This is a genomic window from Nostoc sp. NMS4 (genome assembly GCF_017115095.1).
Classification (GTDB): Bacteria; Cyanobacteriota; Cyanobacteriia; order Cyanobacteriales; family Nostocaceae; genus Nostoc.
The window spans coordinates 1-13,068 of the sequence record NZ_JABXKI010000360.1; the positions used below are offsets into that span (position 1 = coordinate 1).

At 40.9% G+C, this 13,068-nt stretch carries 7 protein-coding genes; 3 read left to right on the forward strand and 4 right to left on the reverse strand.

Translation table 11 applies throughout. The features are described from left to right. Nucleotides 1-75: 75 nt before the first annotated feature. Nucleotides 76-1,452: a glutathione-disulfide reductase gene (gene gor, locus HWQ37_RS31045; protein ID WP_292754498.1), complete on the reverse strand. Its 1,377-nt coding sequence runs from the start codon at nt 1,450-1,452 to the stop codon at nt 76-78. Between the two features lie 276 nt (nt 1,453-1,728). After that, complete coding sequence (locus tag HWQ37_RS31050; RefSeq protein WP_292754500.1) at nt 1,729-3,099, reverse strand: FecR domain-containing protein; 1,371 nt, start codon at nt 3,097-3,099, stop codon at nt 1,729-1,731. 561 nt (nt 3,100-3,660) lie between these two features. Between HWQ37_RS31050 and HWQ37_RS31055 the strand changes: the two genes are divergently transcribed. Beyond that, a complete protein-coding gene (locus HWQ37_RS31055; RefSeq protein WP_292754503.1) occupies nt 3,661-4,962 on the forward strand; it encodes a hypothetical protein in 1,302 nt (433 codons plus the stop codon). A 43-nt stretch (nt 4,963-5,005) separates the two neighbouring features. On the opposite strand, the gene HWQ37_RS31060 is transcribed toward HWQ37_RS31055, so the two are convergent. Next, entirely contained in the window at nt 5,006-7,675 is a 2,670-nt protein-coding gene (locus HWQ37_RS31060) for a sensor histidine kinase (RefSeq protein ID WP_292754506.1), read from the reverse strand. Between the two features lie 495 nt (nt 7,676-8,170). On the opposite strand from HWQ37_RS31060, the gene HWQ37_RS31065 reads away from it, so the two are divergent. Continuing rightward, a complete protein-coding gene (locus HWQ37_RS31065) occupies nt 8,171-8,362 on the forward strand; it encodes a hypothetical protein (protein WP_292754509.1) in 192 nt (63 codons plus the stop codon). A 100-nt stretch (nt 8,363-8,462) separates the two neighbouring features. On the opposite strand, the gene HWQ37_RS31070 is transcribed toward HWQ37_RS31065, so the two are convergent. Continuing rightward, nucleotides 8,463-10,823, reverse strand: coding sequence for a hypothetical protein (locus HWQ37_RS31070; RefSeq protein WP_292754512.1), 2,361 nt, complete (start codon nt 10,821-10,823; stop codon nt 8,463-8,465). 269 nt (nt 10,824-11,092) lie between these two features. On the opposite strand from HWQ37_RS31070, the gene HWQ37_RS31075 reads away from it, so the two are divergent. Beyond that, nucleotides 11,093-12,754, forward strand: a complete 1,662-nt coding sequence (locus tag HWQ37_RS31075) for an iron uptake porin (RefSeq protein WP_292754515.1) — start codon at nt 11,093-11,095, stop codon at nt 12,752-12,754. The last annotated feature ends 314 nt before the right edge of the window (nt 12,755-13,068 follow it).

Below are 13,068 nucleotides of genomic sequence, written 5' to 3' on the forward strand. Positions count from 1 at the left end.
TTAGGAATTTTAAGTTTTAAGTTATGAGTTTCTTTCTTCAACTCATAACTCACAACTCATAACTCATAACTCTTATTACCGCATTGTGACAAATTCCTCTGCGGCTGAGGGATGGACACCCACAGTAGCATCAAAGTCTTTTTTGGTTGCGCCCATCTTAACAGCGATCGCTACACCTTGGATGATTTCAGCTGCACTTTCACCTACCATGTGAGCGCCTAGAACCTTGTCGGTGTTGCTATCAACCACCAACTTCATCATTGTTTTCTCTTGCTTACCAGTCAAACTGTGGTACATGGGGCGGAAGCGAGTGCGAAAAATTTTGACAGCATCACCGAGTTTTTCCCGTGCTTCGGCTTCTGTCCAGCCGACTGTTGCAGCTTCTGGGCTAGAAAATATGGCTGTGGGTACTGTTTGATGACTGAATTCGCGGCGGTTATTGCCGAATTCACTATCGGCAAAGGCACGACCTTCGCCAATGGCCACAGGAGTTAAATTGATTCGGTCTGTGACATCGCCAACAGCAAAAATATTTGGTTGACTAGTTTGACTATATTCATTGACTGCGATCGCATTTGTGGTAGGGTATCCGGGCCCTTCGATAGAACTAGCGATCATATCAACCCCAGCGTTTTCTAAACCTAGTCCATCTACATTGGGAGTTCGACCGGTCGCTACTAAAAACACATCGGCAATTACTGGTTCTTGGTCATCACCTGATAAAGTCAGTTTCAACCCTTCTGGGACACGTTCAATTGCTTTCACCACATTATTCTTAATCAAGCGAATTCCGTGGTTTGTCATGCCCTCTTCAATTTCTGTACGGACATCTTCATCAAATCCATTCAAAATCTTTTCACCTCTGGTAATTTGTGTGACTTCTGAACCCAATCCGCGCATAATACAGGCAAATTCTGTACCAATATAACCAGCGCCAATAATAACGATGTGTTTCGGTTGTTCTTTTAAATGAAAGATTTCGTTAGAGGTAATGCCATGTTCCATCCCTGGTAAATCTGGCTTGATGGGACGGCCACCAACAGCAATTAAAATTTTGTCTGCTGTAACTTTACGTCCATCAACTTCTACGGTGTGGGGGTCTACCAATGTGGCGCGACCGGAAAATAGTTCTACTCCGGCTTTTTCTAAGAAGCTGATGTGTAGTTGCGACAGTCGCCGAACTTCCTTATCTATAGATGTAATGAAATATTCCCAGTCAAACTCAACATTACCCACTTTCCAGCCATAGCCTGAAGCGTCACTGAACAGTTCGGGAAAGTGAGAGCCATAGACCATGAGCTTTTTGGGAACGCAACCACGAATCACACAAGTGCCACCAACTAAATCATATTCAGCGATCGCCACTTTTGCGCCGTAGCTAGCCGCTCGTTTGGAAGCCGCCAAACCTCCAGAACCCGCACCAATTACAAACAGGTCGTAATCAAAAGTCATAAGTTTATGTTCTCTTTAGCAACAAGTTAGTTCCTGGGAACTTACACACAGAAAGTGATTGAACTATATAAGGATATCCGGTGAACGCTGTGTAAGTCCTGTCCTTGATTTAATCTAGCGTTAGCAGATGCCATCTGGTCGTAGGGAATATCACTTTTTGCTTTGGCGGCTGTAGAAGCAGTTGTTAATTAACAGTTGTGATATAGCAAAGTGCTGAGTGAGTGCTGTTAGCGATCGCGGGGCGTTGACAGAGCGTCTCTTATCCCATTAGCAGTTTTATTTGGTTGGAGTTACAGGTGGAGTTACAGGTGGAGTTACAGGTGGAGTTACAGGTGGAGTTACAGGTGTAGTTTCTGTTGGGGTGACAGGTGGAGTTACAGGTGTAGTTACAGGTGTAGTTTCTGTTGGAATGACAGGCGTAGTTTCTGTTGAAGTTACAGGTGTAGTTTCTGTCGGAGTTACAGGTGTAGTTTCTGTCGGAGTTACAGGTGTAGTTGCTGTTGGAATCACAGGTGTAGTTTCTGTCGGAGTTACAGGTGTAATTACTGTTGAAGTTACAGGTGTAGTTTCTGTTGGAATGACAGGTGTAGTTACTGCTGGAGTGATAGTACTTCCACCGCCGGGTTGTGGATTATTTTGGGTGTTTTGGATTGTCGGCTGTTCTACTGGGGAGGTTTGAGGTATTGTTGGGGTTTTATTAGAATCAATACCAACGTTATTATTCAGAATGCTTGGGTTTTTATTGATACTATTTATCCCAGATCGCCGCTCAGTATTTAACAGTATTTGTCCTACATCCTCAAAGGAATTTAATGAGGAATTATCTCTAATGGGGTCTACTGGGGAATTGCTTGTGATTGTGTCATTAGTGGAGGAAGTTGCAGGACTAGTAGTTAGCTCTGCAAAAGATGGGTTTTCAACGACTCCCTGACCTGTTATCGGCGATTGTGCGTTCAAAGCCGCAACAGTTTCAGCTTGAACGCTAGCGATCGCTGGGTCGGGTGTCGGCGTAGGATTTTGTCTATTTAAATCAAATCCCCGAACTAAATCGCTGGTTTGATAAAAATTTCTCAGATCAAAATCGTATAAACCCTGAAATTTGCCTTTAACTATAACCATCATCTGTCCTGCTTGCAGCACCTGAGTTTGAGAAGCTTCTTTATTAGAAACTTCAATGCCGCTATTGGTCAGCGCACCCACAATCGTGGTATCAGTTTGTTGGTTGTAGCGTACAAATAATGCTGAACCACGAATTGCTGCTGCTGCACTTGGCGTTTGTATACGTGTTTCCCCCCTTCCAGGTGGGATAAGTAGTAATGCAGTTCCGTTTGAGAGTCTAAAACTGCGAGTCTTTGGTAAAAATTGAAATGTCGCCTGTTCGCCAACTCGTGCTAAAGAGCCATCGTTAAAGCGCAAGTCCGCTAAAGAAGCTTGACCTGTTGACAATCCATCCCCAGGAATCATTGCATCTAATTTGCGTGCAGGACGCTTCTTGTGTCTATCTCTGGGTATTAGCTGTACTAAGTTGCGGAGGTTCTGAATTTCCGCTCGTGTAAGAGGAGTTGTGGCATTTACCCGATTTGGTAAAGGCAGTACTATAACTCCCCATAAAGCAATTACTAATAGTGGAAACGATTTATGAAACATAATTTGAGAATTTGTCAACTTCAATTAATTCAAAAAAGTCAAGGTTTAAGCTACTACTAATTATTAGAGTAAGTTTTTTGAGGTAAAATCATTTTGATTTTAGTTTACATTTAATAGATAGAATAGATAGCGAATAAACTATGTGTTTACTTTATTAAAGTTTTTGTTCTGAAACTGACATTTTATGCAATCAAGCCGATGCAAGAGTTCAAAGTTAACACTTACATATAAACAATTAAATCAAGAGTACCTTACAGATAAACTTTTCTAATCAGATCGGTCTGAGGGCGATCGCTTGTCTGAAAAAATGAGTTTTTAGGGATTTGCTGTAAAATGATTTACTGAGTGAATTTTACTAAAGTTCAGAAAAAATCGGCTCGGAGCATCTCAGCTTTGTAAAAAATCTGAGAATAAATCCGAAAAGTAGCAACTTTAGTTTGTAGTTTCAGTATATACCTACAAAGCTAAAATGTATGCAATTAACTGTATCCTTTGAGTCGGAACTTCCGATGCAGTCTGTGGGTGTATATTCGCCAAACGCGCTGAACGCGATCTAACCAGATGCTACCAAAGAACTGGAAAAAGTTGTTTTTTTGTATTTTGTTAACATCCAGTGGTGGAAGTTGGTGTTGCACTAGAGTAGATGCGGCAGAATCTGCAATTACAGATGTTTGGTATTCTAACAGTTTAGTAACCACACAGGTAAATTATCAGCAGTCATGCCATAAGTTGGAGCAAAAGGCAATTAACTCTTTATGCAAGCTGTCGAGTGAGTCCCATTCTTTAGACTCTCGGATGCCGTTAAATCTAGCACAGCAGACACCACAAACGACTCAAACCCCAGAGCAAACGGAACAACCTAACGATACTCAAAAGCAAAACGATCCGCCGCAGCTAGAATCGCAGCCAAGTAATTTGCCCATATCTCCTTCAGACTCAAAAGAGCAACTATTAAATTTGCCTGAGAGAAATCAGTCCCAAAGGCTAGAAAGATTAATAGAAGTGCTACGATCGCCAAAACCACCATTTGAATCTAATAGCGATCGCGAATTGGGGTTGCGGGTGCGGTTACGACCCCTAGAACAGCAGCCACTACCACCGACAGAAAAACCCGCACCTCAGTTTAAACCTATCGGCTATCTACAGGGACGTGTCGGCTACTTCCAGACAAATAATATTTTTTCCTCAAATGATAGTCCCATAGAAGATGGTTTAATTATTTCTGGACTAACACTAGCCTCCACATATTTACCTTTGGGATCTAAGACTTTTTTAAACGGCTCAATTGATGGGAATCTCATTCGTTATATAAATCAATCACAATATCATTACAACCAGTTGAGATTCAATCTCAGTCTTTATCAGCAGCTATCCCAACGAATGTACGGAGAAATCAGTTGGAGCAATCAACAGTTATTTTATGCCAACAACAGCGATCGCTTGGATAGCTTCAAATCAGGCGATCGCTTTTTAAATGAAAATTCCCTGCAACTGTCTTTAGGACGGCGAGATCCCTTAACTTCAAGATTAAGCTTAGATAGCTTCTACGAGTTGAGTATAAATTTTGCCGATCCCGAAAGTCGTAATCGGATCATCAATTCCTTTTGGGTATCTCTAAACTACTACTTGCAAAAGCCTTTCCAGGTTGGTATTGACTACCAAATGAACTTATCAGACTTTACACACCGCGATCGAGAAGACCAACTTTATCGACTATTCGGACACTTAAATTACCGAATATCCGATACCATTAATATGAATATGCAAGCTGGAGTAAGTTTAGGGAGTTCAACCGACGAAAACATTGATTTTGATGGTTGGTTCTTCAGTATTAATTACAGTTTACAATTAGGTCGGTTTTAAAATTTGTCATTTGTCAAAAATCAATGACCAATGCACCAATACCCTAGACTCTCCATTCCCCCGCTTTTTTCCAAGGAAGTTTGACTGTAAATCGGCTACCTTTACCTAACTGACTTTCGGCGTGGACAGTTCCACCATGCAACTCGACAATTTTTTGCACCATCACTAATCCTAAACCCGTGCCTGGAGAACGATGGGTAGAGGCATTTTCAACTTGTACAAATGGTTGAAATAGTTTAAAAAGGTCATCAGAAAGCATCCCAATCCCCGTATCTACCACGCTAAAAAAGATATATTCATTGGTGGAATTTGGCTGAACTTCAATCCAAACTTCGCCTCCTTCTTTAGTAAACTTGATCGCGTTAGTTAATAGGTTGATAAATACTTGGCAGATGCGGCGTTCATCAACTTGAATGGGTTCGAGTTCTTCGGGTATTTGCACCCTCAGCCGGATATTTTTCTGCAACGCTAAATCTTTGACAAAACTCAAGCAGAAGTCACATATTCTCGGAATTGAAGTAGCAGCTAGTTGCAGTTCTATTTTGCTGGATTCGGTATCAGTCAAATCAAGGATTTGGTTAATTAATTCTAGGAGGTTCTTACCGCTAGATTCGAGCATATTTAAAGACTGACGCTGTTCTTCACTCACAGGGCCGTAGACTTGATCTTTGAGTGCCTCGGTGATTCCCAGAATGGAGTTTAAGGGAGTCCTCAGATCGTGGTTGATGTTTCTTAAAAAGGTGGTTCTAGCACGATTTGCAACTTCGGCGATTTCTTGAGCCTCATAGAGAGCGGATTCTGCACGTTTGCGTAAGCGAAGCTCGTCGTAGACATCGCATATTTCTAAGGTTAGGGCGACAATTTCCGCGATTGAACTAACGAAGTTTTGCTCGCTCAGTTCCCATTTTCGGGGAATATCAACCTGTTCAGACAATACTGTTCCTACCATTTTGCCCCCAACCCAAAGACTGGTATCAATTAGGGATACAATATTATTTGCTTCGAGGAATTCATGCCATAATTCTTCTACCCGTGGATCGGTGCGAGTGTCACAGACGGCAATGGTACGAGCAGCCACCAGAGATTTAAAGTAGATTAAATAATCTGCAAGGTTGCGTTCTAAACCTGCCGAATGTCTCTGATTGCTACGTTCATAAAGACTTATGCATTGTAGTTTGGTGCGTTGGCTATTGAATAACCACACGCTGACTCGCTCTACTTCTAAGGCATTGGCTGCTTTTTCTGTAATGACTTTCAATGCTGTTTCTAAATTTCCTTCAAAAACCGCCTTGTGATTTGCCAGTTCTGTGATTACTTGAAGATGCTGGGCTAGTTTTTGCTCGCTGTTAATGCGTTCTTGAATCTGCTGCTGTAATTCTTGAGTTCGCTGCTTAACCTGCAATTCTAAATCTTCATTTTTGGTAATCAGTGCAGTTAAGGTTTTGCGTAACTGCTGCGCCATCTCGTTAAAAGATCCACCCAGCGCTTCTAATTCCTTAATGCCTTCTACTATCACCACTGAGTCTTTGCCATTGGGAAAATCAGTTAAATCTTTCGTCGCCATGCTGAAATCCAAAATTTGCTGATTTATCCAACGAGCGGTGACAATCCCTAATATAGTAGCTAGTCCTAATATTCCCAGACAGAGAAAAATTGTAGTTTGAATGTGGCGATGAATTTGTCCCATAAAGTCTGCTTCTGGGACAGCAACTATTATCAACCAATTGACATGGGCTTTGTCTTCAAAGGGTCTAACTTCTAAAAATTGTCGTTTGCCATCAAAGGAAAAATCTAGTTGCTGTAAACTTTGAATTTGGTCAAAGTTACTAAATTTAGTTTTTAAGTATTTAGCGGCTGCTTGAGTCAAAGAATTTCCGCTTTGGGAAGCTGCCAACCTAATGGGTTTACCATTTTGTAAACGGAATGCTTCTTCGGTTGTGGAACTTGCAACTAATAGCCCTGAGCGCTCGATAATAAAAACTTGCCCAGACTTGCCAACTTTGATCTTTTGCAGCAAATCTCCAATTTGTGATAGGTGAGTGAGAGTGCTGTTGACTCCGAGTAATTCCCCTTGGGAGTTATAGATAGGAAGAGATGCACTAATTAGGAGTGTTGATTCAGTGCGGGGTGTAAAAATCTGACTAAAGCTGAATTTTTTGGCGGTAACTGCTGTTTGATAATCAGGATGCGATCGCGGATCGTAGTTTTTAATCACCTCTGGTAATTGAGTACGTTGACCTTGCGAGTCAATTATATAGGTATAGAGGTCGTACCCAGTTGACTTATCGGCTTTTCTGAGTAAAGATTGGCGATCGTTGAGCTTCTCTACCGCTAAATATTCTTGCTGTTCATTGCTTGCAGTTATTGCCAACGCATCGGGAAAAATCTTTAACTGCTCTATTAAGTATGACTCCCAGGTTGCCAGATTCTCTATCTTCAGCAACCCCATATTAATGATATTTTGATTACTGCGTAGTAACTGACGCGGAGTTGACAAATAAGTTTGTAAATTCTGCTCGACTCGATTGCCAACTTCATGGCGCAATTCATTAGCTACCTCATTGACAGCCTTTTGCCCATTGTGGATTGATAAATATGCAGTCAATCCCACGGCTAGCAAGATTTGCAGCAAAAACAACGCTACCAAGATGCGACTGAGGGGTACGCCTTTAAATAGGGAAAAAACACTACCTTGCCCAGTATTTTTATTCATCTGCCCACTTCCCCTTCCTGTCCTATAGTACTGAGTACAACACCTCTAGTTTGCTGTCCTGTGGGCTTATGCATAGTTTGTACTCGGTCGGGTCAAGTGCCAATATACCATTTATGGTCAAATAACAAAACGTTACTTAGAGGATGTTTTAAAAGGTTTTTTCATGATTTAGCGTAATTCTTGATATGGTCTACATATAATTTCTTGCGTAAATTCCCCAAAAACGGCGATAATCATCTGTACAATCAGAATTGACCAGGCTAGAAATTAACTCTTCCTAAGTACCGTCCAGTAAAAGAAAGCTTTACACACTTGGGACAGTGTTTTTTTTGGAACACAGCCATTACAATCACCGTCTTTTATGATTGAACCCAAAATCCATTAGAGTAATTAATTGAAAATATACAATAATTTAATCAATAATTTAATAAAGCTTAAAAGAGCATTATTATATTATTTCTAATGGTGTGAGTTAAATTGTGGATTTAATTAGCGATGCCTACTTATTTACCTAGTGTTTCCGATCGCGAGTCCCAGACTGCCTGGGTGACTAAGTTAACCAAGTCTTATTATCAAGACGATCAGCAAGCGAAATTGATGCATTTACAAGCAGAGGTAGACTCTCTGTTGCAGCAATTAGAAAACCTGAAGCACCAACGTCTAGCCGAAACTAACGAAAAAGAATAAGTCAGTCTTGTAGATAGCGATGTCTACGACGGGCTACGCCCACGCTTTTTCCCTCTCTAATTTAAGTTTGAGTAAAGGGGAAATTGGCATCAGGGCTATGTTATTCAAAGCGCTGATTTTTCTCTGACCAGCGCCTTAAACTATAGTTATGAGCATTTTCTACCAGTAAAGCTAAGGATTGTACTCCTGAAAGCTTGGCGATCGCCGAGAGTCTTTGTAAGTAATTCCCTGTAAAATCAGTGTAAATAACTTTATTTCCATCAGACAAAATTATAGTGCGATCGCGGCGTTGCTCTGTGTTTTCTCCCTGAACTTCAGGTGTAGGGTGATTCAAGGATGCTATTGCTGCTGGTGAGATAGTCAGTATTATTTCTGGTTGAGCGTTATTTGTTAAATCAATCACTTGAACCGGCCAATCACCCACCTTTTCCTGTCTCTGTTCAAAGCTAGGAATAGCACCAGGCGTAACTTCACCAGATTCCTGTAAAGATTTCCACAGACTCGATAGCATTACCTTCACCCCTTGGGGATTTTGTTGATGCAGTTCTCGTAGAGTAATAGGAGATGGTTGCACCCATTCCAGTGCTGCATTTGTCAAGGCTAAAGGCTTAGGTTGAAGAACATCGTTTTGATTATCTGGAATTTTTGGGACAGCAACTAATAGGCGTAAAACTTTACCCTGTAGTTGCACCGCTTTGATAGCGGCTATAGTAATTTTTTGTTCTCCATTTTGCAACCAGACCACAATCTGGATTTCCGGGTCAGAAGTGATTCCCAAAGTTTTCCAGAAAAATTTGGCGGTGTCAGTTTTCGGTGGGTTGAAATTCTCAAAGGGGAAATTTAGCCAGCGTTTCCCGTCATTAAATGCACTCACCTCCACCTGATACCAAACTTGGTTATCTGTAAGTTTCAAATCTGCTGGGGAATTTGGTTGCAGCCATTCGGTGTTGGTAACTTGAGTAATTGGTTGCACCGTACCAACAATCTGACTAGGGTGAGTAGAGGATATTTGCGATTTTGTACCCTCACCATTGAGTCTTGCTAACAAACCTTGAATATAGTCAAGATTCTCTTTTGTAATTTTTGGTTGCGCCTTTAACCAAGAATTAGCGTGTTCTTCTCCCCTCTGAACTGCTAAAATCAACGCAAACCAAGCTTGTACTTCTCGTCTATTTGGGTTTACCTGCAACGCCGCAACTGTGCGATTCCACAACCGTTTTTCATCAGATTTGAGTAGAATAGCAATTTCTTGGGCATTATGTGGCGAGGCTTCAAATACCTGTAAAGCTTTCTCCCAACGACCATCAATCAAATCTGCCAACACTTCTTGACTAGGACTTACCCAAATTTTCTGGGCTTGAATTTTAGTAAGTTGGGAATGCAAGCGAATCAAATCCATTTGTGCTTGCGCCGCCTCTGGTAAAACTCCTTTGCGCTGTTTCTTGATGAATTTCAACCATTCAAAGGCTGGTGTCCACAATCCACTACGGGCAATTGACAAGGCATTTTGGTATGCAGAATCCTTGAGGGTTGATGATTTGAGGCTAATTGCCTCCAATTGAATTGGTTTGAGGAATAACTTCAGAGGTTTGACTTGGTAAACCTGTAAGTGCGGTTCTAAACCTACAGTTTGATCGATAACTAACTCTTTTGTACCATCACCAGTTACCTGCTGCCATTTGGGTAATTGTCCATTCGGACTAGTCCAAGACAACATTTGTAATAAATTCGTGCGTTCTGGATTGTAGTATACGACATAACCGTAGCGGATAGAACTAGATCCTTGTTGGCGTTTACCCCGCAAATCAAACCAAACCCCTGATGATGGTGTCTTACCTTCAAAGCGTTGCACTTCCGTTAAAGGTAGGGGAATACTAATATCCTGGGGTTCTGAGGTTCCATCAAGCAAAGAAGAAATTAGAAAGGATTCATCTGGGCCAGTTATAGGTAATTGAGTCGCTAGATAGTAATAATTTTCTGACTGAGATTTAAACTCTAACTCAACTGAACGCTCGTAAACCCTGAGTTCCACCAGTTCTTCACAATCAGATTGACAATTAGCACGTTGTTGAAAAACTGGCAGTAAAAATGAGGTTTTCACATCCTGATGTAAAGGCAGAGTTTCCCCAAATATTTGGTTTTTTTTACTCAAATCGAGCTTAATTTGTTTGAGAGTTTGGGGGCGTTCGTGTTTACCAAGAGGAATTTTTGCCCATGTCGGTAAAATTTTATTTAGCCAGCTTACCTTATCTGGATTGAACATGAAGAGAACGCTAATCCAGGCAAAAGCCATAATTAGACTAGCACTACTTAAGAGAATTGCGATCGCTAGTATTGACGAAAACCAACTTCCTCGTTTTAGCTTTTTCTGGGGTTTTTTAACGATGCGTTTCATCCCACCAGCACGAGGTTGATTTGGTTTAGAGGCTTTTGGCGTCAGCTTGCGTGAACGATTTGCCATAAATTCAGGATTAGAGAATTGAAGATTAGGGATTGAGAAACTCTTTCCTAGTCCCCAGTACCTAGTCCCCAGTCCCCAATACCCAATACCCTGTTATACTCGCCCTTTCAAAAGTTGCCCAGAAGCATTAAGTCTAATTTGAGACAAAATCCGTAAATGTCCCCATGTTAACCCTAGACGATCCCGAATACACTCTTCACTTAAGTATGTGAGCAGAGTGTAAAAAATTGAAAGGTAGATTTATTAGCCGTAGTCGTCGCCAAATCTGGATGCTCGCATGGTTACTAATTGCGGGAGTAAATGGAGTTGCACAAAAAGCATTAGCACAAGAGTATATAAATAAAGTAACGACTCAGGAGATAGGAGTTAAGGACGATAATCTTATTCCCTCATCCCTCTCCCCAGAAGAACCGATGGCGCAAGTTACATCGGTATCTCAACTCAAGGACATACAACCCAACGATTGGGCATTCCAAGCTTTGCAGTCTTTGGTGGAACGCTATGGTTGTATAGCTGGTTATCCAGATAGCAACTATCGCGGTAATCGCGCCTTAACTCGCTATGAATTTGCTGCGGGTGTGAATGCTTGTTTAGATAGAGTTAACGAATTAATCACTACAGCCACCAGTGATTTAGTCACTCGTGAAGATTTAGCAAGATTACAAAAATTACAGTCAGAATTTGCTCCAGAATTAGCAACTTTGCGGGGTCGTGTCGATAGTTTAGAAGCCAAAACTGCCGAAATTCAAGCCAACCAATTTTCAACAACAACCAAACTCAGTGGACTACTGATAGTTGGCATTCAAGGACGGACTAATAATCGTGGTGATGTTAATCCTAGAGATGGACAAAAAGATACAGATGATGCCGGGACAAATATTAATGTTATATCCCTGGCGCAGCTGTATTTAACTAGCCAAATCACTCCCAACAGTTACTTGTTTACAGGTCTTTTAGATGGTAAAGGAAAAACTACACCGAGATTTACTAATAGTGTTTCCCGAAATGATGTTTTACTTGGCTACGAATTTCCTACAGATAGCTTAATTGTAAGTGACCTAAATTTTCATTGGTTGGTGACAAATAAATTAGCAGTAATGGTGGGAACAGAAGGTGTAAGTATGCCAGCTGCTTTCCGAGGCCCGAATCGGGTAGAAAGTGCTGCAACAGGGCCATTATCTTATTTTGCCCAAAGAAACCCAATTTTAAATATGGGATACGGTCACGGCGGTATAGCTATTGATTGGCAGTTTGCGAAACGTGCTAGTTTGCAAGCAATTTATACTAGTTATCAACCAGGTAATCCTGGTAAAGGTAGCGGTTTATTTGATGGAACCACCACCACAGGTGTACAATTACTGCTGACACCAACTGATACTCTAGATTTAAGTTTATATTACGTTAATAATTACGCTTCTGATGGTTGTTTACTAACCTTTGTTGGTGATGAATGCTTAACTACAGTTAATACCACTACCGGCAAATCAGCACCCCTACAAACTAACGCTGTGGGAGCAACTCTCACTTGGCAAATTTCTCCCCGCATTAGTGCAGGTGCGTGGGGTGGTTATACTAAATCTTTTATTCCTGGGCAGTCGGGAAGTGTAGAAACGACAAATTATATGGTGTTTCTAAATTTCCCTGATTTATTTGCTAAAGGAAATTTAGGAGGAATTTATGTTGGTCAACCTCCTAAAATCACTAGTAGCGATTTACCTATAGGCAATAATGTCCCTGATTTTATCAATACAGGTTTAGGACGTGCCGGTGGACAACCAGGTACGACCACTCAAATTGAGGCATTTTATCGTTTACAGCTAACAGATAATATCAGTATTACACCAGGGATAATTCATCTTATACAGCCTGGTAACACACCAGATAGTGACTCAGTTACTATCGGCATTCTGCGGAGTACTTTTACTTTTTAATTCTGCTTGTAGAGAAATATTATATATTATAGGAATCATATTTGATTTCTGAAAAAATATCGGTAGTCTTGTAATGGACTGTCTAGGCTAAAATATTGCAAAAAAATTGTAGGTTGGGTGGAGCGGAGCGCAACCCAACATATATCAGGATGTTGGGTTACGCAAAGCCTCCACCCAACCTACGTCTAATACACTTTTAGTTTTTAATTCTGCTTGCAGAGAAATATTCTATATTATAGAAGTTAATTCTTGATCATACTTACTTATATCAAAATGAACCTAAGTATAGTTGATGATAAATTGCAAATAGAATT

Bases quoted from the DNA above. Each gene is read 5' to 3' on its own strand.
- gor (WP_292754498.1), bottom strand. From the start codon at position 1,452: ATGACTTTTGATTACGACCTGTTTGTAATTGGTGCGGGTTCTGGAGGT.
- HWQ37_RS31050 (WP_292754500.1), bottom strand. From the start codon at position 3,099: ATGTTTCATAAATCGTTTCCACTATTAGTAATTGCTTTATGGGGAGTT.
- HWQ37_RS31055 (WP_292754503.1), top strand. From the start codon at position 3,661: ATGCTACCAAAGAACTGGAAAAAGTTGTTTTTTTGTATTTTGTTAACA.
- HWQ37_RS31060 (WP_292754506.1), bottom strand. From the start codon at position 7,675: ATGAATAAAAATACTGGGCAAGGTAGTGTTTTTTCCCTATTTAAAGGC.
- HWQ37_RS31065 (WP_292754509.1), top strand. From the start codon at position 8,171: ATGCCTACTTATTTACCTAGTGTTTCCGATCGCGAGTCCCAGACTGCC.
- HWQ37_RS31070 (WP_292754512.1), bottom strand. From the start codon at position 10,823: ATGGCAAATCGTTCACGCAAGCTGACGCCAAAAGCCTCTAAACCAAAT.
- HWQ37_RS31075 (WP_292754515.1), top strand. From the start codon at position 11,093: ATGCTCGCATGGTTACTAATTGCGGGAGTAAATGGAGTTGCACAAAAA.